Source organism: Methanomicrobium sp. W14 (genome assembly GCF_017875315.1).
In the GTDB taxonomy this organism is placed as follows: Archaea; Halobacteriota; Methanomicrobia; order Methanomicrobiales; family Methanomicrobiaceae; genus Methanomicrobium.
The window spans coordinates 960,918-984,746 of sequence record NZ_JAGGMM010000001.1; the positions used below are offsets into that span (position 1 = coordinate 960,918).

23 protein-coding genes and 2 tRNA genes are annotated in these 23,829 nt (G+C 44.1%); 19 read left to right on the forward strand and 6 right to left on the reverse strand.

Annotated features, from left to right (window positions below; all coding sequences use genetic code 11):
* The first annotated feature begins 12 nt into the window (after window positions 1-12).
* From J2128_RS12690 to J2128_RS05075, 5 genes are read left to right on the forward strand one after another with little or no spacing between them, the layout of a single operon-like run.
* On the forward strand, window positions 13-1,338 hold the full coding sequence (locus tag J2128_RS12690) for a TrmO family methyltransferase (RefSeq protein ID WP_245323326.1): 1,326 nt from the start codon (window positions 13-15) through the stop codon (window positions 1,336-1,338).
* A gap of 22 nt (window positions 1,339-1,360) precedes the next feature.
* Entirely contained in the window at window positions 1,361-1,972 is a 612-nt protein-coding gene (locus tag J2128_RS05060) for a class I SAM-dependent methyltransferase (protein ID WP_209690007.1), read from the forward strand.
* Entirely contained in the window at window positions 1,969-3,189 is a 1,221-nt protein-coding gene (locus J2128_RS05065; protein WP_209690008.1) for an ABC transporter substrate-binding protein, read from the forward strand. The genes J2128_RS05060 and J2128_RS05065 overlap by 4 nt, the downstream gene beginning before the upstream one ends.
* 7 nt (window positions 3,190-3,196) lie before the next feature.
* On the forward strand, window positions 3,197-4,273 hold the full coding sequence (locus J2128_RS05070) for an iron ABC transporter permease (RefSeq protein WP_209690009.1): 1,077 nt from the start codon (window positions 3,197-3,199) through the stop codon (window positions 4,271-4,273).
* Window positions 4,266-5,075, forward strand: a complete 810-nt coding sequence (locus J2128_RS05075; RefSeq protein ID WP_245323329.1) for an ABC transporter ATP-binding protein — start codon at window positions 4,266-4,268, stop codon at window positions 5,073-5,075. Before J2128_RS05070 ends, J2128_RS05075 begins: the two co-directional genes overlap by 8 nt.
* Before the next feature lie 135 nt (window positions 5,076-5,210).
* Here the strand turns inward: J2128_RS05075 and J2128_RS05080 are convergent.
* Window positions 5,211-5,283 (reverse strand) — tRNA-His (locus J2128_RS05080).
* A 185-nt stretch (window positions 5,284-5,468) separates the two neighbouring features.
* Here J2128_RS05080 and infB point away from each other — a divergent pair.
* Both infB and J2128_RS05090 read left to right on the forward strand, forming a co-directional pair.
* Window positions 5,469-7,280, forward strand: a complete 1,812-nt coding sequence (gene infB, locus J2128_RS05085) for a translation initiation factor IF-2 (protein WP_209690010.1) — start codon at window positions 5,469-5,471, stop codon at window positions 7,278-7,280.
* Window positions 7,281-7,338: 58 nt separating this feature from the next.
* Window positions 7,339-7,743: a 30S ribosomal protein S6e gene (locus J2128_RS05090; RefSeq protein ID WP_209690011.1), complete on the forward strand. Its 405-nt coding sequence runs from the start codon at window positions 7,339-7,341 to the stop codon at window positions 7,741-7,743.
* A gap of 172 nt (window positions 7,744-7,915) precedes the next feature.
* On the opposite strand, the gene J2128_RS05095 is transcribed toward J2128_RS05090, so the two are convergent.
* The 4 genes from J2128_RS05095 to hypB all read right to left on the reverse strand — a co-directional run bounded on the left by J2128_RS05095 (window position 7,916) and on the right by hypB (window position 10,293).
* Complete coding sequence (locus J2128_RS05095; protein WP_209690012.1) at window positions 7,916-8,383, reverse strand: DUF2240 family protein; 468 nt, start codon at window positions 8,381-8,383, stop codon at window positions 7,916-7,918.
* Window positions 8,380-8,802 (reverse strand): hypothetical protein, encoded by a 423-nt coding sequence (locus J2128_RS05100; RefSeq protein WP_209690013.1) that lies wholly within the window; start codon window positions 8,800-8,802, stop codon window positions 8,380-8,382. The genes J2128_RS05095 and J2128_RS05100 overlap by 4 nt, the downstream gene beginning before the upstream one ends.
* Before the next feature lie 277 nt (window positions 8,803-9,079).
* Window positions 9,080-9,457, reverse strand: a complete 378-nt coding sequence (locus J2128_RS05105) for a 30S ribosomal protein S8e (RefSeq protein ID WP_209690014.1) — start codon at window positions 9,455-9,457, stop codon at window positions 9,080-9,082.
* Window positions 9,458-9,645: 188 nt separating this feature from the next.
* Window positions 9,646-10,293, reverse strand: coding sequence for a hydrogenase nickel incorporation protein HypB (gene hypB / locus J2128_RS05110; protein ID WP_209690015.1), 648 nt, complete (start codon window positions 10,291-10,293; stop codon window positions 9,646-9,648).
* 55 nt (window positions 10,294-10,348) lie between these two features.
* Here hypB and J2128_RS05115 point away from each other — a divergent pair, with 55 nt between their 5' ends.
* The 5 genes from J2128_RS05115 (at window position 10,349) to J2128_RS05135 (ending at window position 12,786) form a co-directional block, all read left to right on the forward strand.
* A complete protein-coding gene (locus J2128_RS05115) occupies window positions 10,349-10,615 on the forward strand; it encodes a signal recognition particle subunit SRP19/SEC65 family protein (RefSeq protein ID WP_209690016.1) in 267 nt (88 codons plus the stop codon).
* A 23-nt stretch (window positions 10,616-10,638) separates the two neighbouring features.
* Window positions 10,639-11,286, forward strand: coding sequence for a histidinol phosphate phosphatase domain-containing protein (locus J2128_RS05120; protein ID WP_209690017.1), 648 nt, complete (start codon window positions 10,639-10,641; stop codon window positions 11,284-11,286).
* A gap of 97 nt (window positions 11,287-11,383) precedes the next feature.
* Window positions 11,384-11,611 (forward strand): H/ACA ribonucleoprotein complex subunit GAR1, encoded by a 228-nt coding sequence (locus J2128_RS05125; protein ID WP_209690018.1) that lies wholly within the window; start codon window positions 11,384-11,386, stop codon window positions 11,609-11,611.
* Window positions 11,612-11,630: 19 nt separating this feature from the next.
* Window positions 11,631-12,641, forward strand: a complete 1,011-nt coding sequence (locus tag J2128_RS05130) for a transcription initiation factor IIB (RefSeq protein WP_209690019.1) — start codon at window positions 11,631-11,633, stop codon at window positions 12,639-12,641.
* A gap of 73 nt (window positions 12,642-12,714) precedes the next feature.
* Window positions 12,715-12,786: transfer RNA gene (locus tag J2128_RS05135), tRNA-Ala, on the forward strand.
* A 70-nt stretch (window positions 12,787-12,856) separates the two neighbouring features.
* Here the strand turns inward: J2128_RS05135 and J2128_RS05140 are convergent.
* Entirely contained in the window at window positions 12,857-15,733 is a 2,877-nt protein-coding gene (locus J2128_RS05140; RefSeq protein WP_209690020.1) for a tubulin/FtsZ family protein, read from the reverse strand.
* Between the two features lie 428 nt (window positions 15,734-16,161).
* Here J2128_RS05140 and J2128_RS05145 point away from each other — a divergent pair, with 428 nt between their 5' ends.
* From J2128_RS05145 to J2128_RS05175, 7 genes are read left to right on the forward strand one after another with little or no spacing between them, the layout of a single operon-like run.
* Window positions 16,162-16,770, forward strand: a complete 609-nt coding sequence (locus J2128_RS05145) for an acyltransferase (RefSeq protein ID WP_245323332.1) — start codon at window positions 16,162-16,164, stop codon at window positions 16,768-16,770.
* Window positions 16,767-17,849 carry a DegT/DnrJ/EryC1/StrS aminotransferase family protein gene (locus J2128_RS05150; RefSeq protein WP_209690021.1) on the forward strand — a complete coding sequence of 361 codons (1,083 nt, stop codon included), beginning with the start codon at window positions 16,767-16,769 and terminating at the stop codon, window positions 17,847-17,849. The genes J2128_RS05145 and J2128_RS05150 overlap by 4 nt, the downstream gene beginning before the upstream one ends.
* Window position 17,850: 1 nt before the next feature.
* Window positions 17,851-18,774 carry a Gfo/Idh/MocA family protein gene (locus J2128_RS05155; RefSeq protein ID WP_209690022.1) on the forward strand — a complete coding sequence of 308 codons (924 nt, stop codon included), beginning with the start codon at window positions 17,851-17,853 and terminating at the stop codon, window positions 18,772-18,774.
* Window positions 18,753-20,240, forward strand: coding sequence for a nucleotide sugar dehydrogenase (locus tag J2128_RS05160; protein WP_209690023.1), 1,488 nt, complete (start codon window positions 18,753-18,755; stop codon window positions 20,238-20,240). The genes J2128_RS05155 and J2128_RS05160 overlap by 22 nt, the downstream gene beginning before the upstream one ends.
* A complete protein-coding gene (gene wecB, locus J2128_RS05165; RefSeq protein WP_209690215.1) occupies window positions 20,237-21,322 on the forward strand; it encodes a non-hydrolyzing UDP-N-acetylglucosamine 2-epimerase in 1,086 nt (361 codons plus the stop codon). Before J2128_RS05160 ends, wecB begins: the two co-directional genes overlap by 4 nt.
* A 28-nt stretch (window positions 21,323-21,350) precedes the next feature.
* Window positions 21,351-22,523 carry a polysaccharide pyruvyl transferase family protein gene (locus tag J2128_RS05170; protein WP_209690024.1) on the forward strand — a complete coding sequence of 391 codons (1,173 nt, stop codon included), beginning with the start codon at window positions 21,351-21,353 and terminating at the stop codon, window positions 22,521-22,523.
* Between the two features lie 10 nt (window positions 22,524-22,533).
* Window positions 22,534-23,826, forward strand: coding sequence for a Coenzyme F420 hydrogenase/dehydrogenase, beta subunit C-terminal domain (locus J2128_RS05175; protein WP_209690025.1), 1,293 nt, complete (start codon window positions 22,534-22,536; stop codon window positions 23,824-23,826).
* Window positions 23,827-23,829: the final 3 nt, after the last annotated feature.

Below are 23,829 nucleotides of genomic sequence, written 5' to 3' on the forward strand. Positions count from 1 at the left end.
GACTGAAAAATAATGAAAACAGAACTCCAAAAAGACATAACTCTGACACCTGTGGGCATCATCAGAAACAGGGTAGTAAAACCACAGCTGGTTGCCAGCAAAGACGGCCTTAAAATGAACGGCAATTATGACAGCACAATGAAAAAACTTCATGATGATTCTTATGCTGACTCTGAAATCCTCATACGCAATGATATGGCCGATCTCCTTGACGGCATAGAGGATTATTCCCATATTATAGTGCTCTACTGGGGTCATGAGATTACGGATGACGGCAGGTCACTGAAAAAAGTTCATCCTGCCGGCCGCAACGATTACCAGTTAGAAGGAATTTTCTCCACATGCAGTCCGGCCCGCCCAAACCCTGTTCTGATGACGGTCGTCAGGCTTTTGAAAAAAGAAAAATGCAGGCTTCTGGTCTCAGGTCTAGATGCAATCGACAAAAGTCCCGTAATTGACCTGAAACCTTATGTATGCGGGCAGTTCCCGCAAAAAGAGACTTTTGTTCCCCGATGGATGGAATCGATGATGAAAGAATTCAATGAGAGCAATACAATGAAAGAAACTGATGTTAAAAATCCAGACCAGATGTTCTGTTCCAGAGTTCTGGACAACTCAAGGATTGAAAAGCTGAAAGAAAACCCGCGTGCAGAGTTTGGAGAGGCGGTTAAAAATAAAGATGTACAGACCTGCCTGATAAAAACAGCGGAAATCCACGGTCATTACTGCCCCGGCAGTGCCCTGGGTGTCATGGCTTCAATTTACGGCCTGCACCTCCTTGGCCCGGAGTGTATGAACTCCGACGGTGTTATGGAGAACCTGCTTGCAATTGTCGAGATCAACGCCTGTTTCGCCGACGGTGTCCAGGCCGTATCAGGCTGTACACTTGGAAACAACGCTCTTATCTACAGGGACCTTGGAAAACTTGCCGTTACATTTGCTGTCCGCGGAAAAAAAGAGGGAGTCCGCATACGGGCCCGCCCGGAGTTCAAGGAATATGTAGATGAAAACGTTCCGGAATTCTACCCCATGATGGAAAAAGTCATCATGAAACGTGATGGGACAGCAGAAGAAGAAAAACTTTTCAGAAAAAACGGACTAAAAGCTGCATTTTCACTGTCTCAGCTTCCTTTTGAAAAATTGTTTTCCGCAGAGACTGTCATTCCTGATATCCCGGATTATGCACCCATATCAGCAAGCGCTTTCTGCCCCAAATGCGGGGAGATGGTGATGGCCTCAAAGATAATCAAAGATACCGGTGAATGCTTAATGTGCAGTGGAAAATACCGGGAAGTTGAAGGCAGGGGCATTGTGGAAAAAGAAGCCTCAAAACAGTGAAAGAGAAGCAGGCGTTGAAACCATGGAAAGCGAAGATATGCACCTGTGCAGTCATAAAAAAGGCTGTCATTCAAAGAGAGGTCCAAGCAGCTTCTGGATGCACGATCCAAAACTGGTTTTTAAGGAGTTAAACCTGAAGAAAGGTGACACTTTTCTTGACTTAGGCTGTGGGACAGGAGATTATTCCCTTTATGCAGCAGAAGAAGTAGGAGAAAGTGGCTTGGTTTTTTCAGCAGATGTCCATAAAGAGCTTACAGATGCACTGATAGAAAAAGCTGATTCTGCCGGACTGAAAAATATTAAAACGACAACTGCAGACCTCTATGAACTGCTGCCTTTCGACGACAGCAGTATAGATGTATGTTTCATATGCACAGTCCTCCATTCAGTTGACCTCCCAAAAGCAGCAGAGACATTGTTTACTGAAATTCAGCGGATATTGAAACCAAAAGGACGCCTTTCAATTATAGAATGCAAAGTAGGGGAGGTGCGTGTGGGTCCCCCACAAAATATGCGTATCCCACCGGGAAAACTTGAAAAAGTCCTCTCTGAATACGGTTTTGAAAAGAAGAGTCTTCTCGATCTAGGCTATAACTACATGATGACATTTTGTCTGGCCGGAGCGAATGTATGAAAATCCAAATCGCGGTCGTTTTTTTTCTTTTGATGATGTTAGTATCCTTTTCCGGGTGTTTGCAGTCACAGGAGACACCTTCTATAAATACATCTTCAGATGAGCAGTTTAGGACAGTAACTGACAGCCGTGGTGTTGAAGTTGTTGTACCTGCCAAAATCGACAGGGTGGCAACAGTATCCGACGGCCTTGTAGAGGAAGTAATGTATATTCTTGGTGTGGACAACACACTTGTCGGCCTTGGCTCAAAGGGCCTTCAGTATGAGGCTGGCAGCAGTTATTCCCTCGAAAACGGTAAAAATTTGTCAATAGAAGGTGGGAAAAACGTTGCACTGGCCCTTTCGCCGCAACTCAAAGAGCTTCCGCTGTTTATGGATTACGGCTCGGCAATGAATATCGAGACACTTGCCTCTCTGAAACCGGACGTAGTCATCATGCGTCTGGGAAGTTCTGCATACCTTTCGGGAGACGATGAAAATGCGCAAAAAAGCATCCAAATGATCGAATCTCTTGGAATTCCTGTCGTCGTCCTGTACAGCCCGGAATGTTATGAAAACTCATCACCTACCGAAATATCGGATGAAATCAGGATAATAGGCAGTGTTTTCGGAGAAGAGGAAAAAGCGGAAGATGTTATAGCAAGACTTGAATTACATGAGGAAATTATCAAAGAAAGGACACAGAACATAACTGAAGATCAAAAACCAGATGTTCTTGTTCTGGGTCTATCTCCCACGTACAGGACGGAGACCGCGGCAGGAATAGCATGGGGACTGAAAACGACCGAATCATACATTATAGAAGACGTTGTCAATGCAAAGAACGCCTACAGGTCAGATACGGGTTCTTTTCAGGTTGTAAGTACGGAGCAGATTCTTGCAATGGACCCGGATGTGATAATTCTCGGCACTGCCAGCGGCTACCACCCGCCTGATGAACTTTATTATGCACCGTATTACAAAAATCTGCGCGAGATTGATGCAGTTAAAAATCATCGCGTAACGTCGCTTCCTTATGCGCCCAGAAACGCCGCCGAACGTCTTGAATATCCTGTAGAAATGATGGTTATTGCAAAATCGGCATATCCCGAAAAATTTGAGGATGTAAATATAAACGACTGGGTCATTTCTTTTTATCAGGACATTTACGGCGTTAATTCTACGAAGGCAGAAGAGCTTCGCACCGCCCAGCTTATAGACTGGTCTACCGGGGAATGAGTCCTGCATGGCGAGGATGAACCCTCTCACCCGTTTTTTTGACAAACACTGCTACGGAGCAGCCGGCGAATTGTCCGGGTACCACAAACTGATCAAACTCATTTTCATTGCCGCACTTCTTCTTTTGTCAGCTCTTGCGGCAGTGATGATAGGTGCATATACTCTTTCTGTTTCTGATATCCTTGAAATTATCTGGATGAATATCACGCCAGGTGACGTCCCGTCTCCAGGAAATATCTACGATATGATAGTCTGGAATATCCGCCTGCCCAGGATAGCACTTGCGATATGTGTCGGGGGTGCTCTTGCAATGGCAGGTGCCGTTTTTCAGAGCGTTTTTAAAAATCCTCTTGTCGAACCGTATATTCTTGGTGTATCCTCAGGTGCTGCATTTGGTGCGGCTTTGGCGATTGTATTCCCGGTGATTTTTCCCTCGATACAGCTTTCGGCCTTTTTTTTCGGTGCACTTGCAGTTATGGCAGCTTATCTGCTTGCATATGCACACGGTGAAACCCCTCTTATTACCCTTATTCTTGCAGGAGTCATCATCGGTTCCGTTTTTTCGGCGTTTGTATCACTGCTGAAATACGTCTCTGACGATTCGGCGTTAAGAGAGATTGTGTTCTGGCTGATGGGAGGTTTTTATTATGCGACATGGGATGATATCAGAATCATTGCTCCGTCTGTAATTCTTGGTTTTATTCTTTTATGTGCACTGGGCTGGAAACTGAATATTCTTTCCATGGGGGACGACGAAGCAAGGGCACTTGGCGTAAACCCTGAGGTTTACAAATTTATTGTCATTTCAATTGCAACGTTTATTACTGCATTTGCAGTTTCTCTTGTGGGTATAATCGCATGGGTCGGCCTTATGATGCCGCATGCGGCACGGATGATACTCGGGCCTGACAACAGGTACGTTATCCCCGCCTCGTTTATGATGGGGGGAATTTATATGATCTTTTGCGATACCATTGCAAGAACGATTACAAACGCGGAAATCCCGGTAGGGATTATTGCGTCGATTCTCGGAGCGCCGTACCTGTGCTATCTACTCAGAAACAGGGGAAAATTTTTTGGCTAGGGATAATATGCTTCGCGTAGATGACGTTTATTTTGACTACGGCAGTCACCCCGTTCTTTCGGGGATCTCTTTTTCTGTAGAAAAAGGTGAGGTCTGCGGACTTTTCGGGCCCAACGGGTGCGGAAAGACCACCCTCTTCAAATGCTGCCTGAGATTTCTTAAAATCCTGAAAGGGTCGGTCTACATGGACGGCGCAAACGTCTCATCCAGGACGGTAAAAGAACTTGCAGGAACAGTATCCTATGTCCCCCAGGAGCATAATACCCCGTTTCCGTACCAGGTGATAGAAATTGTCCTGATGGGAAGAAATCCGTCTATGGGAGGATTTTTCGGGGTAAAAAAAGAGGATAAAAAAATTGCATTCGGTGCATTAGAACGCCTTGGAATAGCAGACCTTGCCTTTTGTTCATATAACCAGCTTTCAGGAGGACAAAGGCAGATGGTCCTTATGGCACGTGCAATAGCACAGAATACGTCCCTTTTGTTTTTGGACGAGCCAACATCCGCACTTGATTTCCAGAATCAGGTAAAGGTCTGGGAAACGGTAAAAGAACTTGCAAGAGACGGGAAAACAATTCTTGCATGCAGTCATGACCCAAACCATGTAACCTGGTTCTGTGACAGAGTAGTTGCAATGTCTTCAGAGGGTATTATCGCCAACGGAACGCCGGAAGAGGCCATAACACCTGAGATTCTCGACAGAATGTATGGCAACGCCTGTTCAATAAAGTCAGCAGGGGGAATAAGGATGATAGTTCCGCGCTGCATTGCAGAACAAAAAACTGCACATTTTCATGGTTGAAGACTGTCCGCATATCCCAAAGCTTTTTTTTAAATTTTTCTTCCCTATAGATTTACAAAAACGAAAATTTCAGCACTAGCTAAAATTCAGCGTTATGATACAAAAATAAAAGCACCAAGAAAAACACAACAAAAAGGCCGGGGCCGAGATTTGAACCCGAGTCCAGGGAGCCACAATCCCTGAGGATATCCAACTACCCTACCCCGGCTAAACTGCTCTATCTATTTTGATAGACATTGCTAATTAATATATCCATTTTTGTCTGCCGGAATTTTTCCGTCAGGAGACCATTAATATTGTTTTATGTGCCAATAATAGTCAGGTAATTTCTTAACGTCTGGTGATTTTTACTATACATAAAACGACAGCCAGTCATTTTTGGAGGGAATAATAATGGCTAAAAAGAAAAACAAGGACTCCAGCCAGGATTCAGGCAAGAAATCCATCAGAACACCTATTGTTTGCGTTCTCGGCCATGTTGACCACGGCAAGACATCTCTTCTGGACAAAATACGCGGCTCTTCCGTCGTAAACAAAGAAGAGGGGGCGATTACACAGCATATAGGTGCAACTGTGGTTCCCCTCGAGGCGATAGAGGAGATGAGCGGGACAAAGGGAAAAATGAATTTTGATGTCCCCGGTCTTCTGTTCATAGACACTCCCGGCCACCATGCGTTCACGACGCTCAGGTCAAGAGGCGGAGCACTCGCCGACATGGCAATCCTTGTCGTAGACATAAACGAAGGTTTTCAGCCGCAGACAATCGAGGCCCTTCATATACTGAGGAACTATAAGACCCCGTTTGTCGTTGCCGCAACCAAGATAGACAGGATACACGGGTGGAGAAAGACCCCTGACGCACCTTTCATGAAATGCTACATGCAGCAGAACGAAAGGGTCAAAAACGAACTCGAGACAAAGACATATGAGCTTGTCGGAAAACTGTCTGAAGAGGGTTTTAACTGCGAAAGATATGACAGGATAAGCGATTTCCAGAAAAACATCGCGATAGTTCCGGTAAGCGGGATTACGGGAGAAGGTCTGCCCGACCTTTTAATGGTAATGATAGGTCTTGCACAGCGCTATATGACCGAAAACCTGAAACTTACAGTCGAAGGCCCCGGAGTAGGGACAGTTCTGGAAGTAAAAGAGGAGCGCGGACTTGGGACGACTCTGGACGTAATACTCTTTGACGGGACTCTCGGGGTCGGCGACGAAATACTCGTCGGCGGAAATGACGAGGTAATATCCACAAAGGTGAGGTCACTTCTAAAGCCCAGGCCTATGCAGGAAATTCTTACCGAAGACAGGTTCGAAAGAGTAAAGTCAGTGAGCGCCGCAAGCGGAATCAAGGTTGCAGCACCGGGCCTTGACGGTGTCGTAGCAGGTTCTCCCCTTATGGTAATCAAAGGCGACATAAGCGAAATTGAGGAAAAAATTCTTCATGAAATGCAGGACATACAGGTCAAACTCTCGGAGGAGGGCATATTCATAAAGGCCGACACCATAGGCGCCCTTGAAGCCCTTTCAAAAGAGCTTGAGCAGCACAATATTCCTATTATGCGGGCAGAAGTAGGCCCTGTATCAAGGCATGACGTAATAGAGATTGCAACCGTCAAAAATCCCCTGATGTCGGTTCTCCTTGCATTCAACACCGCAAAACTTCCTGACGCATCCGAAATTCTGATGGAGAAGAACATGGACAAAGTGATGATCTTCGAGTCGGGAGTCATATATCACCTGATAGACGACTACCTCGAATGGGAGGAGAAGACCAGGCACGAGATGGAAAAACAGAGCTTTGAAAAGCTTGTCATGCCAGCCAAATTCACACTCCTTCCGGACTGCGTGTTCAGGCAGAACAACCCTGCCGTCGTAGGAATAAGGGTTCTTGGAGGAAAACTTCAGACCGGGGTGAAACTGATACACCCTGACGGCAGAAAGGTTGGAAACATCAAACAGATTAAGCAGGGCCAGGACAACATCCAGGAAGCGTGTGAAGGTGATGAGGTCGCGATATCAATAGAAGGGCCTACCGTCGGCCGCCAGATAAATGTCGGCGACACACTCTATGTGGACATCCCCGAAAACCATGTGAAAATCCTTGAAACCGAGATGTATTCCCATTTGGACGACAGCATGAAGGAGGTTCTTGGAGAGTTCACCCGCATGAAACGCAAAGACGAACCCTTCTGGGGAAAGTAGTCTTTTTAATGTTACAATTCAAAATTATAGAGACCTACATATTGGAGTCATAAAAAGAATGGCAGACTTAAAGATAGTCCTCTCCGACCCAAAGACAGGAAAGGCATACAACATCGATGCGACCAGCAGCATTGCAGGTGCACTTATAGGAAAGAAAATAGGACAGCAGATGAGCGCTGATTCACTCGGCTTCCCCGGTTACACAATCGAACTTACGGGCGCAACCGACAGAACGGGCATTCCGGCAAGAAAAGACCTTCCGGGTGCAGGCAAAAGAAAAATTCTTCTCTCCGACAGCACAGGGTTCCACGAAAAATACGGTGGAGAGCGCCGCAGAAAGACAATCAGGTGCGCTGAGATTACACCGGACTTTGTTCAGGTAAACGCAAAAGTTGTTGAATATGGCGAAAAGTCACTTGACCAGTACTTTGCACCGGCAGAAACAGAAGCGGCAGCAGAGTAAACAGATTTATATTTTCCTACAAATATTTTCTTATTCTAACCGGATTTTAATTTAAATTTCAGATATCAGAAAAGACTGTTTTCTTACCAGGTGATTATTTATAAGAGGCGTAAGCTGTTAAAAATTTCCGCGTTATCCGGCATTATGCAGGCAGGCTCACGCGAATATATCTTCAGGCGCCTTTTACTGACTCCTTCAAAAGAATAGGAATTTTGTCTTCAAAGGAAACTTTGTATTTTCTTGCGGCGATGACTGCTGCAGCTTCAAAACTTATGTTGCCGTCAAATCCTTTTTTGATTATGCCGTTAATCTCGGCCACGACATCTTCGGGTCCTATGCCAAGCTTTTCTGCAATATTTTCCACAAGGACCTCAGCCGGATTTTCATCCGCTTCAAAGATATCTGACGATGGTTTGTAGCCAAGGGGTATCTCAACTTCGGAAACCGGGAACAGCGGCTTCAGATATGGTCCTGACTCCTCAAGAAGGCCCTGATTTAAAGCTATTTTTATAAGTCTTCCCGCCTGTTCCTTATTCATCCACCTCTTGTCTATAGTAAGAAAATAGATGACTTCGGTCTTTTTCAGCTGGTCCCTCCTCATGCTTTTAAAAGGAGCAGATACGGCTGTTTTTACCGTCAATTAAAAGCACCCGTAATAAGCCGTTTCACATCGTATGCATCTGTTGTGCCACGGGTCCCCTCACGCGAGACAATACACTCCGTAAGCATCCCCTTTTCGCTTACTCTCAGGTAGTATACCGTTTCAAAACGCGGAATTCTTCTCTCCCCGGTAAGTTTCGTCTCGTTTAATATGAGCATAAAATCGGCTGCATCCGTGATTGTGTCCAATAAGTCAGGGACACTGTCAACGGGAACCATCCTTGTCTTCGAATCGGCTACGGAAACATGCATGTCAAGCCTTATCAGGTCATCTCCGACCCTCTGCGTAACATGCGTATTATTCATGCCGGCGACCTTTTCCACTACATCAATAAAAGGTCTTTCAACATCAAAATCGAGGTCACACCTCTGCGGAAAACGGTGATATATCCTGCGCATCGGTATAATATGAATTCTGTATTTATAAAAAGTATATGCAGGACGAGACTCTACAGGTAAGTAAAAATAATCCCACGGGTTTCCCCATACGGTACAGCACAAAGACAGTTAAGCCGGTTCAAAAATCTGCATTTATAGCTCAAGTGAAAGTCTCAAAGAGGAGTATAGGTGTTACTGCAAATAAATCAGGACAATCAAATTTTAGTTACTCTTTTCAAAAAAAATTTAAAACAAAGAAAAGCCGTAGATTCTGAAAATTTCGAAAAAGTTAAAAAAATTATTCTATCAGAACGGCGTTTATAACTCCGTCCTGACCGGGTCTTGAAACTATCTTTGCCCTTCCGATATCCGTTTTTATGACTGCGCCCTTTGTGAGAAGGTTACGGCGGACATAGTTTGGATTTGCAGTGTTTGCTTCCACAGTCTGGATTCCGACCTTCTTTGTCTCGCCGGTCTTCGGGTTTGATACGCTTGCAAAGGATGCACGAAGTGCACGCACCTTTTCACTGCCGCCGTGAACCCTTGTAATCCTGCTACGGTCCTCACCGATATGTGTGTCTGCCGGAGCACGGCCTATTTCGACTCTTCTCTTGCTGCGTGCGAGCTTAAGGCGACCGCCTGTCTCGCTTCTGATTGATTTTCCTTGCCAGAGCATTCAATTACACCTTATTTTTAAATTTTAAACGGGGGCGGGAGAGGAAAAACAAAAATTAAATATTGTTTCGCCCGATGCCCCTGAAACTTCCTCAAACCAAACTGTTTCCGGAGAGTCTCGGCTCTCCAAAAACTTCTGAAGTGCTATATATATTCCTTGTGAACTTATTTAACTTCACCGCAAAGGTGTCATCTGAGGATTTCATCCATAAGTTCCGAAACACCCTCTCCTGTCTTGAGATCCGTCTTAAATACCGGCATTATCGGGTTGTAACGGTGGATATCTTCCTCCATTCTGTTAATCCTGCACCCGACATACTCTGCCAGGTCGATTTTGTTTATAACGGCTATTGTACCGTTCCTAAACATCATCGGGTGCTTGTTCACAACGTCGTCACCTTCGGTTGTAGAAATGACTACAATGCGCTTTTCTGCGCCAAGGGAAAAGTCCGTCGGGCAGACCATATTCCCGACATTCTCTATAAAAAGAACGTCGATATCCTTCAGCGGAAGCGACTCTAATGAATGCTCAACGAGGTGGGCATCAAGATGGCACTCCTTGCCGGTATTTGCATTGACCGCAGGAATTCCTGTTGCAACGATTCTCTGGAAATCGTCATCCCCCCAGACATCGCCTGCAATAGCTCCTGCATGAAGACCCTTTTCTTCAAGAAGAGGAACCAGATTTTCTATCAGGGCAGTCTTTCCCGAGCCCACAGCCCCGAGAAGATCAAATCCCCTGACATTGTTGTCCCTTAACGTGTGGTAGTTTTTGTGCGCCAGTTTATTGTTGGCATCAAAAACATCCTGCTCTATGCTGACATCGATATGGTGCATGAATATATTTATGATCAGTATCTGTTAATAGGTTCACCGGACATACTTAATGTATATGAAGAGCGAGAGAATCCTCTATCCCTGCTATTTTAACGAGAGTCTTTCAAGAGCAGACGGAAGACGGGTCAGTAAGTCCTGCGCGGTAAAAAACCCTACTGCAAAGGCTGTCGCCGTCGCTGCTGAAAAACTCGGACTGAAGGCGTCCGTAGAGCAGAAAAGTCACCCTTCGAGGTGGCTTTTAAAGGAAGGGCGCGTTGTTGTCGGCTGGGAAAAGTCAAAAGAGATTCTTATAAAAAATATTGCAGTAAAGATGAAGCAGTAAAAAGAGGAATAAGGGTAGTTTAAATGTACGATCTTCATACGCATACAACAATGTCTGACGGGGAACTGCTCCCAACAGAGCTTGTGCGAAGAGCAGCAGTCCTCGGATACAGCACAGTCGCAATAACCGACCATGCAGACGCATCAAATATATACGGGCTTATAAAAGCCGTAAATGCAATAAAAAAATCAGCAAACCTGTTCGGCGTAAACCTTCTTGCAGGCGTTGAAATAACCCACGTCCCCCCGGAGGAGATTGGAGAACTTGCAAAAGAGGCAAAGAAAAACGGCGCCGATATCGTTATAGTCCACGGCGAAACTGTGGTCGAACCTGTAGCACCAGGAACAAATCTCGCCGCGTGCACATCCGACTATGTTGATATACTCGCACATCCCGGCCTTATATCTGGCGAAGAGGCAATTGAAGCAAGAAGACACAACGTCGCACTTGAAATAACTTCAAGGGGAGGCCACAACAGGACCAACGGACATGTGCTTAAATCAGCCATGAAGTCAGGGTGCAGGATAGTAGTCAACTCGGATACGCACGGACCGTCCGATTTGCTCACAGGCAACGCGCGTAAGATGGTTGCAATGGGAGCAGGCATGACATCGGATGAGGCAGATAATATTTTATCAGATAATAACCTTGATGAGATAATCGAACTTTAACAGATATATAAGCATTATCAAAATTTTTAAATGCGATGAGGAGCAATATATATAGGTTACGAAGTAGAAATCTTGATTTTTCAAGGAAGGTTGCCTTTTGAAACTTGCCGGTCAAATTCGTTCTGTTATTGGAAAGCATTTTCTCGTCATATATTGTGACGCTGCACAGCTGCCACAGCTCTACGCAGATGTAGTTGACTGTCATCAGAAACCTGTTGGAAAACTCGTGGAAGTATTCGGGAATATCAGAAAGCCCTGCGCAACGGTGTACTGCAAAAATACAACGGAAGACCGCCTGCAGGGAGAGAAACTATATACAAAATAAACCCTTGGTGAACACATCAATGCAGGAAATTGAAAAACTAAAACAATTGCAGAGCCAGAGAGAAGCACTTAAAAAGCGTTCTGGTGAACAGGTCGAAAAGGTTCAGAAGAAACAGGAAGAGTCAACAAAAACTGTCTGTCCTGAGTGCGGGAGCCGTCAGCTTGTACACGACTACGAACGTGCTGAACTTATCTGCCAGAACTGCGGTCTTGTATTAGAAGAAGAGTTCATTGACCGCGGTCCGGAATGGCGTGCCTTTGACCACGACCAGAGAATGAAACGTTCACGTGTCGGTGCTCCGATGACCTTTACCATACACGATAAAGGTCTTTCGACAATGATAGACTGGAGAAACCGTGACTCATACGGACGTGCAATATCCTCAAAGAACAGGGCACAGCTTTATCGTCTGCGTAAATGGCAGAGAAGGATTCGTGTCTCGAATGCAACGGAAAGAAACCTTGCTTTCGCCCTCTCGGAACTTGACCGTATGGCATCGGCTCTCGGTCTTCCGAGAAACGTCAGGGAAACGGCGGCTGTCGTATACCGTGACGCAGTCGACAAAAACCTCATCCGCGGAAGAAGCATAGAAGGAGTTGCAGCAGCAGCACTTTATGCAGCATGCCGCCAGTGCAATGTCCCGAGAACACTGGATGAGATTGCAGAGGTTTCACGTGTTTCAAGAAAAGAAATAGGAAGGACATACAGGTTTATCTCAAGAGAACTCGGGCTCAAACTTCTCCCGACATCCCCGATTGACTACGTCCCGCGTTTCTGCTCCGGTTTAAGCCTTAAAGGCGAGGTCCAGTCGAGAGCTGTCGAAATCCTCAGGCAGGCCGGCGAAAGGGAGCTTACAAGTGGAAGAGGCCCGACAGGCGTTGCGGCGGCGGCAATCTATATTTCATCAATCCTCGGCGGAGAGCGCCGCACTCAGCGCGAAGTCGCGGAAGTCGCCGGAGTAACCGAGGTTACAATCAGAAACAGGTACAAAGAGCTTGCAGAAAAGCTTGACATTGAAATTATCCTTTAAATTTCAGGCCCAGGATCAAGATCAAAATAAAACATTTTTTAACAACCTTCACTGAATATTAGAGGAGAGTTTCGGGCCTGTAGATCAGGGGTAGATCGCTACGTTCGCAACGTAGAGGCCGCGGGTTCGAATCCCGCCAGGTCCATGGGAAAAAAAATTTTTACTATTGTATCATTAAAAATTAAAAAATAGTTTCCAGGATTTAAACTGACAGTTTACATAAAATAAAGGTCGTCATCCCTGCCGGACTTAATGCCGCCCTTTTTAATATCCTTTTTTCCATCATCAAAGCTGCTATCCTTTTTTGCCCCGGGAGGGGCAGGATTTTTACCTACCTTTATTTTTTTGTCCAGCGCTTCCTTCGGTTTTACAGGATTGGAACTCACTTTAAGTTTACCGGACAGCGCCTCATTTGGCCTTGCTGAAGAGCCAACCTTTACTCCGCCTGACAAAAGCTCCTTTGGCTTTACTCCATGACCTCCGGCATTGACTTTTCCGGACATAAATTCCTTCGGCTTTATTCCAGAACTTGTCTTTATTCCCCCTGATAACAACTCGACAGGCTTTTTCGACTGGTTTTTAACCGACAGCCTGCCTCCTTCCATATTGTCTTTGGGTTTGATATTCGGATGAAGAGAGAGCTTTCCGCCTGAAAGACTTTTCTCTTTCGCACGTATATTAGGCCTTATGGATAGGCCCGAACCTCCAAACGCATTGTCATTTGGCTTTTTTACCGAACCTGCAGAGAGTTTTCCCCCTGTAAAGGCATTATCGTTCGGCCGGATGAAAGACCCTCCCGACAGTTTTTTACCGGAGAAAACATCGTCATTGCAGTGCTTGAACGAACCGCCGATGCTTATCCTTTCACCAACTCTTGCAACGTCACTTCTCTCCCGGGGTATCCCCGGCCCCTTTATCTCCTGGGCACCGAATATAGTATCTTTAGGGGCATGACCTCCGCCTACAGACGTCATTCTGGTCATATCAAGTTCACTCCTCCGGGAGCGTCCAGGAAGATTGATACCGTTGTTGTCCTTTTTCTTCTCTTTTTTGCCTGCAATTAAAATTTTGTCGTCATGGACCTGCGGTTTCTTGTTCAAAGATTCATTTTCAGTCTTTGATTCGTTATACTCATCGATTTCGTCCTTTTTCACAAATTCAGAGGAGGTAAGAGGTATGTTTTCCTGGTTTTCGTCATCATCATCGGAAAGATAATCAAATGCTGCTTCCGAAAAACGGGCGCTTTTTGCATGACCTGAATTCCCAACATCTTCCGGTTCGCCGAAACCGCTGTTGTCCTCATCTGAAAGGTATTCAAACGCAGCCTCCGAAAAATGGGCGCTTTTTGCAGACCCGTAATTTTCAGATTCTTTTGCACCGTCAAAACCGCGGCTGTCGTCGTCATCCAGAAGCTCTATGAAGGATGTTGAAGAATCCTTCTCCTCTGTCCCGAAACTGTTGTTGTCCTCAAAAGAACCGCCACCGTTTTCCAGGAAGTCGTCTATTTCCAGTTTTTCTGCGTGATTTTCGTAACTGTTCTGTTCAAAACGGTAATTTTCGGGATTTTTATTATTGTTATACAGGGGGTATTCATTCTGCCGCCTGTCAGTATAATAGTCATTTCCATCAATTACAGGTGGGAGATTTGAATTTTTGGGCTGGCTTGGCGGGACCGAGGAACAGCCCCCTATTAATTCCCATGCCTCGTCCTCAACGGCTTTTTCATCATAACTCTCACTGTTCTGGTAAGGCACGGGGTTTTCATATTCACCGCCGGGATAATTTCCATATTGCGGTGAAGTCTGTTCATAATACCCCGCCTGATAACCGGCCACGTTTTCTGAAGCGTTTGTACCGGGAGTTTTTTCGACAGGAGCCTTCCCGGAGAGAAGAAGCATCTCCTCTTCTTCAAGAACTTTTGAATATTCTTCCGCCTTTTCGTGTTCTTCCTTTTCCAAAAGATATTCCTCTCTTAATTTTTTTATCTCCTCAAGACGCGGGATGTTGTGAATACCTGAAAGCATGATGATTATCCCGACGTAACGGGTATTCCTGACAGGATAATCCCCGGAACGCATTTCAAGACCGGCTATGCTTGAGTCTATCCACTTTCGGACTGTCTGAAATCCCTTCATTGACAGCTCTTTTGAGGGCCCCGCAATAAGGACAAGCGCCTTGTCAGCACTTGTAAGATCACACGGAATCGATATGTCCTCGTAAACGGCCTGTTTTGCAAGCCCGACGATACGTGTTGCACGTTTGTGAGACCCTTCGCTGAAATGAGTCTCAGGCCGCCACCTGTCAAACACTTCAAGCCAGTTCGCAGGCAGGTCTTCGATTGCATATCCTATTGCAGTCATCCCATTTCCCTTGAGGGTGTTCAGGATTTCCCCAGCATCAAGGACTATCTCGGCTGATTCCAGACCGGCTTCGTTGAACTCCCCGGCCCTTAAGAGAAGACCGACCTGGCGGGATATCCTTTCGTTGAGCATATAATATATGTCACGCGGGTTGTCAGGGAATGACTTTCCATATGGAGAAGGCTTTACGACAGGCTTTCCGTGTTCGTCCAGGGTCGTTTCAAACGAGGCTTTAATTTTACGGTACCAGGTCTCGTTGTCAAAAAGAATTACGGCATCGGTACTTTCTTTGATGATATCAAGGTCGTCTGCGGCTTTTTTTGCAACAGCCCTTCCCTCGCGGAGATACGGAAGTGTGCAGACCGCAAAGACAGGCTCGAAAAAGGACTTTTTTACCTCTTCTGTAAGTTCAGGGATGACGTCCCCAAGGCTTCCCCCAAGGCCAACAAAAATAATTATGGCATCGATGTCGATGTTGTCCATCTTTTTGACCCTGGACATGACCTCCTTAACATCGACGGTCGACTTCACATCAAAATTGACGTCAGGGTCGAGAGCCGGGAAAAATATCTTTGCATCGTCAGGCAGGTTTTTTAGCTGTGACAAAAAGTTTCCGTCCATATCGATTACGACGGAAGAAAGACAGCTTACGCTGCTGCGCCTGTCCTGATAGTACAGCTGATCCACTATCCGCGAACCTGCCCCGCCCAGACCTATAGCAAGTATCCTCATTGCTTTAAACCGCTGATTCCATACCGGAAAATCTTTTTTGGTCTTTATTTTGAAAGCATTTGTTTCTGATCTGAAAACTGTTCGGGATTATACTGTTTAAGTACAAATCCCGCAATTTTCATATACTTTCCGGTTATTAAAGCCGGAAAAGATCCTGCATTGCAGACTTGCAGGTATTGCCAGGCCAACCCTGATTATTCTTATATATTAATTTGTCTCTTAAGGCTAATAATTGTCGTTGTCGGGACAGGTTAAGACAGGCCTAAGTTACACATGCCGGTACAAGTATTTGAAACCACATTTTCTGTAATACAAACAAATAGGATTTTATGATATGCAAACACACATCCATATGCGCAATGCAAAAGTATTGCGTTTTAAGCTAATCATTAGATTTGAATTAGTTTCATTATTGGGGGGGGCTTTATTTGGCAGAATTACTACAGGTGCCATACAAATATGGACTGAATACTGTCGGAGAAGGAGGACGGATTTTCAATGATGTCGTCCTCGGATTTCCGTCACGTGAACAAATAGGCAAAAACGATTTTACAGGCGTTAACATCGGAAAAAACTGTGTATTAAGGCCTGGAACAGTTATATACAGCGATGTTAAAATAGGAGACAATTTTTCGTCGGGCCATCACGTAATGATCCGTGAAAAAACATTTATAGGTGACAACGTATCGGTTGGAAGCAACTGCATCATTGAGGGAAACTGTACCTTCGGAAACAATGTCTCTCTTCAAAGTCTCGTATACATCCCTACGAACGTCTTAATTGAAGATAACGTCTTTATAGGCCCTAATACGGTACTGACAAACGACCCTTATCCGCCGCACGGCGGAATAAAAGGCCCGGTAATAAAAAAAGGTGCATCCATAGGTGCAAACGCAACTATTCTTCCCGGAATTACTATAGGTGAGGGATCACTTGTAGGCGCTGCTGCGGTCGTAACAAAGGATGTTCCAGCAGGAACTCTTGCAGTAGGAAATCCTGCGAGAATAAAAGAATTACCAAAGGGTGCCGGAAAATGATAGAGATAGCACACCCTGCAATCGGAAACGAGGAGATTGCTGCGGTAACAGACGTTTTAAAGTCAGGAATGCTCGCCCGGGGGAGTGTCACTGAAGAATTTGAAAGGAATTTCGCAGATTATTGTGGTGTTTCCCATGCCATAGGAGTGAATTCCGGAACGGCAGCACTTCATATGGGCCTTCTGTCACTTGGAATAGGACACGGCGATGAGGTGATCGTTCCGTCATTTACATTCATCGCAACCGCAACGTCCGTGAGTATGTGCGGGGCAAAACCCGTCATCGCAGATGTAAAAAACGACACTTATACTATAAACCCTGATGAGGTTTCCGAAAATATTACAGACAAAACAAAGGCCGTGATAGGAGTCCACCTTTTCGGACAGCCTTTCGACATAGATGCTTTAGAAGAAATCTGCGATGACAAAAAAATTTTTCTTGTCGAAGACGCAGCACAGTCGCACGGTGCCGTCTACAAAAGCAAAAAAGTAGGCGGATTCGGAAAAATCGGGTGTTTCTCGTTTTACCCGACAAAAAACATGACCACAATCGAAGGCGGCATGATAACAACCGATGACAAAGAGCTTGATTCAAAAATAAGACGCATTATAAATCACGGCCAGAGCGCCAAATACCTTCACACCGAGCTTGGATATAATACGCGGATGTCCAACGTTTCGGCTGCAATAGGAAATGTCCAGCTTTCAAAACTTGACAGAATGAACAAAATAAGAGCAGAAAATGCAGAAAGGCTGTGCAATAAAATAACCGCCAAAGGCATAATAAAGCCGTTTTGCAATAAAGGCTCAAAACATGTCTGGCACCAGTATGTAATGGAGATTACAAAAAATTTTTCCATGGAACGCGATGAATTCAGTGGCTACCTGAAGGACAACGGTATAGGGACAGCTGTGCATTACCCGATACCTGTCCATATGCAGCCTCTCTACAAAAACCCCGGGTATAAGTGCCCGGTATCGGAGAGGCTTGCATCAGAAGTCCTGAGCCTTCCCGTCCACCCCGGTGTTTCAGCGGGAGACTGCGACTACATTGCAGAAGTCATAAACCGGGTGAAATAAAATGGACGTGGGGGTCATAGGAACAGGTGTCATGGGCAAAAACCATGCAAGAGTATATTCCGAGTTAAAGGGTATCGGTTCAGTTAAAATATTTGATATCAATGAAAAAGCAGCATCAGAGACCGCAGATAACATTGGCGGGGAATGCATGGCCTCAATGGACAATCTTTTAAAGTCTGTAGACTGCATCAGCATGTGTGTCCCTACACAATACCATTTCAAAACCGCAAAGGAGGTTCTTGATTCAGGCGTAAGCATTCTTATTGAAAAGCCGATATGCCTCACTTCAGAAGAGGGCGGAAAACTCCTGAACTGCATACCTGAAGGTGTTACTGTCGGAGTCGGGCATATAGAACGTTTCAACCCTATTATAAAAGAGATCGAAAGAATTGTCTCAAATCCTATATATATAGAAATTCAGAGGCACAACCCTGCATCTGCAAGGGTTACAGGAAGTTCGGTTTTAGAGGATCTTATGATCCACGATATTGACCTGATAGAGAATGTATTCACGAACAAACAATGCAGAATTGTTGGTTCATCTGGCAATTTCGACGTTTTTTCAGCACTTTTTGAATCAAACGGGACTACATTATCTTTGTCTGCAAGCAGAAAGTCCTCCAAAAAAATACGTTCAATCTACGTTGAAGAGGAGGAATTTACAGTTGAAGGCGATTTCATGTCAAGAGACGTATACATTCACAGAAAACCTGAAAATTACAGTATTGAAAACGACCGCTATGTACAGGAAAACATTGTCGAGAAAGTAATGGTGAACAAGCTCGAACCTCTGAAGGTTGAACTGTCAGCATTCACCGAATGTGTAAAGAAGGGTAAAGACTTCCCGGTGACGCCGGAACAGGCAATATATAATCTGGAAATATGTGAAGAGCTGAAAAAAAGATGCAAACTACAGGCAGCATAAACGATATGGTACAAAACAATGGTCCAATCAGAACCGTAGGCGTTATAGGGATGGGCTATGTCGGGGTACCGTCCGCGGTATTATTTGCAGACTCTCTACAGTTCGAAAAGGTTTACGGCTTTCAGAGAAACTCCGAATCGTCAGGTTATAAAATCAAAATGCTGAACTCGGGTGTCTGCCCTCTTAAAGGCGAGGAGCCGGGCCTTGAGAATTTGCTGAAAAAAGTTGTTGCCGAAAAAAAGTTTGAGTGTACGCCTGATTTTTCAAAGATCTCGGAGTGCGATGCGGTTACGCTTGCAATCCAGACGCCTTTCAAAAACAGCAGGGACTTGGTTCCTGATTTTACTCCTTTGACCGAGGGCCTGAAAAACACAGGAAAATATCTTAAACCTGAAATGCTCGTTGTTTTGGAATCCACAATAACCCCGGGGACAACAGAAGGCATGGCAAAAGAAATTCTTGAAGAAGAGTCAGGTCTTACTGCGGGAGAGGACTTCTTTCTGGCGCATGCTCCTGAAAGAGTGATGGTTGGAAGGCTTGTCAAAAACATAAGAGAGCACGACAGAGTTATCGGAGGAATTAAAAGCTTTTACAGGGATAATTCCGGGAAAAAGGTAATTCTCGACGGAATAAATTCTCCAAGTACAAAACGTGCAATGGAGCTTTACGGTCCTGTCCTTACAAAGGGAAAAATAATTCCCATGAGTGCTACCGCAGCGGAAGTCACAAAAACCACCGAAAACACGTTCAGGGACCTGCAGATTGCCGCAGCAAACCAGCTCTCCCTGTATTGCGAGGCAATGGGAATAAACTTTTATGACGTCAAAAAAGGCGTTGATTCACTGAAAGGCGAAGGAATTACAAGAGCCATGCTTTGGCCCGGTGCCGGAGTGGGGGGGCACTGTTTAACGAAAGACACATATCACCTAGAGCGGGGCGTTAAAATGCTCGGCTCTGATTATCTTGACTTTCCGGATGGGCATGAGTCCCTCTACGTTTTGTCACGGGAAATAAACGACTTCATGCCGAAACATATGCTGCACCTGACTAAGTCGGCACTAAAACAGGCAGGAAAAAGTCTGAAAGGCTCAAGGATTGCCCTTCTCGGCTGGGCGTTTCTTGCCAACTCTGACGATGCAAGAAACACTCCTTCCGGGCTGTTCTACGAAGATGCCATTGCAGCAGGGGCTGAGGTTAGAGTTCACGACCCGTGGATCGACCCGAAGAACACACCGCAAATTCCCCACGGTCTTGACAAAGACCTTTCAAAGGCTCTTAAAGGAGCAGACGCGGTCGTTGTCTTCACCGGGCACAAAGATTACTGCGAACTCATACCTTCCGGGGTTAAAAAAATCTGCGGGTCTCAACACCCGGCAATAATCGACGGACGAAACGTCCTCTTACCACAACAATGGATTAAAGAAGGTTTCATTTACAAAGGCATCGGCAGGGGGGATATATTATAAAAATCGTATCCGTTGTAGGTGCACGTCCGCAGTTTATCAAGTGCGCACCGGTTTCAAAGGAGCTTAGAAAAGAGCATAAGGAGATACTTGTCCATACAGGCCAGCACTATGACGCCAATATGTCCGATGTTTTTTTTAAGCAGTTAAATATCCCGAAACCGGACTACAACCTGGGAATCGGTTCAGGAAGCCATGGTGTACAGACCGGGAAGATGCTTGCCGGTATCGAGGAGGTGCTGATGAAAGAAGAGCCGGATATTGTCATGGTATATGGCGATACCAATTCGACGCTTGCAGGAGCTCTTGCGGCATCGAAGCTCAACATCCCTGTTGCACATGTTGAAGCAGGTCTCAGGAGCTATGACAGGACAATGCCTGAAGAGATTAACAGGGTAATGACTGATCACATATCCTCACTTTTATTCTGCCCGACGAAGACGGCAGTTGAAAATCTTGAAAAAGAAGGTATTACAAAAGGTGTCTGTCTCACGGGAGATGTTATGGTGGACGCACTGCAGCATAACCTGAAAATTGCAGAAAAAGAATCAACAATTCTTAAAGACCTAAAACTGGAAGGAAAAGAGTATTTTGTTGCAACCGTCCACAGGCAGTCAAACACGGATTCAAGAGAAAATCTTACAACAATATTCAATGCTTTCTGTGAGATTACACAAATCACATCTTCACCTTTAATCTTCCCTGTACACCCGAGAACTTTAAAATACCTGAAAAAATTCGGATTATCTGAAACAATCCCGGAAGGCCTTATATTAACAGACCCTCTGCCTTACCCTGATATGCTCATGCTGATGTCAAAGGCAAAAAAAATTCTGACGGATTCCGGAGGAATACAAAAGGAGGCATACATACTCGGTGTTCCGTGCGTTACGTTAAGGGAGAATACGGAATGGGTTGAAACTATTAACAATGGGATGAACGTTCTAACAGGTTCAAACAAAAACAAGATAATCTCTGCGTTGAAAAGGAACAGAGTAGAAATTTCCTTAAAAGATAGTATATTTAAAAAAGGAAATGCATCGTTGCTAATTGCTTCAAAAATCAGATCTAAGGAATCAATATAGGGATATTAAAAAAATAGAGGAAAGACAAATGATAAAAATTTTAGCGACAGGTGTTAAAATTGAAGATAATTTTGGTAGTCCATGCATACTCCATGGTCTTCAGGAAATCTTAAATGAGCTATATGGAAATCAGTATGAATTAGTGTATTATCAGACAACTCCATTTAATGAAATTTCATCATGCGATTTTAATTTTAAAGTAAAATATATACCATTTTCAGGAAAAGAGATTACTCTTAGTTTTTTCACAAGTAAAGATCTAAGGGTGTTAATCCATGAGATAAAGTCATCAGATATAGTTGTTGATTTACTTGGAATTTGCTTTTCTGATAATTTCGACCGAAAGCGGTATAGCTACTTTAAAATGCTAATTCAGGTTATTTATTTGTATAGATTCATAGTTCTTGCAAAATTATGTGGAAAAAAAACAGTGAAAAACACCTGCAGCTTTGGTCCGATGAAGTGTAAGATAAATCAGAAATCTGCGGCATTTGCTTGTAAACATTTGTTTAACGTGGTATCTGCACGAGAAATTAAAAGCCGCGAAGCTCTTGTAAATGACGCAAAAGTTGGCAAAAAGATTTTTTTATCTCCTGATATCGCAAATGTCATGAATTATTCGAGAGATAACCTGAATAAGAATCTGGTCGGGGTCTCTACAAGTCACCAGATTATCAGACAATGGGACGGTCCGGAAAATTACGTTGATTGCATAACTAATCTATGCAGACACATCTCAAAGAAATATAATATATCAATTATCTTAATCCCAAACGAAGTCCAAAAGATGACTGATTTTAATGATATTAGTGTTTCTTTAGAAATAAAAGATAAACTAGAAATTGAAGGCATCAATGTTGAAATCACCGATTCCGCACACATATCTAGTAATGCATTAAAAAATATTATTGCTTCATGCGAAGTGATTATCGCAAGCAGATACCATTCTTGTGTTGCTGCTTTGTCCTCTGGAACTCCGACACTTGTTATTGGGTGGCATTACAAGTATGAGGAACTCCTTCACTGGTATGGTCAGGATGAATGGGGAATTCCTACTTCTGAATGTAGTTCAGATAAATTGATCTCAACATTTGATTCTTTTTGGGAGAACAGATTTGAATCTAAAAAAGTAATTGCCGAGAAATTACCAGAAGTTAGAAGAGCTGTTCTAGAAACCGGAAAAATTTTGTTTTCAAAATAAGGATGCACTTATGCAAAAAAATAATATTTCTACGATTACACGAAATGCACTTTGTACTGCCTGTGGTGCCTGTGCCGGGATTTGTCCATCAGATGCAATAAAAATGATCACAAACACTGCGGGGTATCTCGTTGCAAGTGTCAACGGTGACTTATGTAATAATTGCGGTAAATGTTTGGAGATATGTCCGAGTAATCCTGAAAATCTGCCCTCAATAGAGACAGGTGATCCTTTTCATGGAGTATGCATTGCAGGATATGTTGGTTATGCAAGGGATAACACACTCAGACAAATTTCACAAAGTGGCGGAATTGTAACCGCTCTTCTATGCTATCTTCTGGATCAAAATAAGATCGACGGTGCAATTGTTAACAATTTTAGTCAAGAGGAAAGAAGACCACAGGCAGTTTTTGTGTCAACAAAGCCTGAATTAATTGAGGCATGCGGCTCGTACTATGCCCAATCGTCTGTTGTTAAAACAATCCTGGAAAATTCCGATAAAAGATTAGCAGCTGTTGTTTTGGGATGCCAAGCTGAAAGTCTTAAATTGATCCGTGAAAAATATCCCAAAATTAATTTGCCAAAACTTACGATTGGTCTGATTTGTGCAGGACAATACAGCAGGAAGATGATTGATGATTTAATTGAAAAAAGCAGTTGTAATCATGAAAGAATATTAAAATTCAGGTTTCGGGACAAAGCTGTTGGATGGCCCGGGGACGTTCATATCGTATCTTCTGAAAAAGATTGTTGGATTTCAAAGCAAAATAGACTCAGACTAAAACCTGTTTATGAACTTCACCGTTGCATAGCATGTTATGACCAGATGAACATATTCTGCGATATTGTTTGTGGAGACCCGTGGGGCATTTCCAATAAGCAACAGCCTGAAGGACATACTGTTGTTATCGCACGAACCGAAGCCGGAAAGAAATTATTAGAGAATGCGATAAGAGATGGGGCAATAGTACTCGAAGAACTATCTACGAAGGATATTTTCACAGGACAGACTGTTGATGGAAGACATAAGACGAAGTTCTATACCTCACGCGATATTTTTCAAGAAAATAACTGGTTATTTCCATTTCCTAAGGACTGGTTTGATAATATTACATATACTCCGGCGAATAGGAGAACTCACCATGAGCTAGATAAAAGATTGGAATATAGTCGTGATTTGTATCTTACTAGAGATCGAGAGGATTATTTCAGAAAAACTAATTTGAAAAAAAAGCAATTAATGGGTAATTTAATTAAGAATCTATTTAACCGGGTTCTATATTATACCAAAACTAAAAAGTAAATG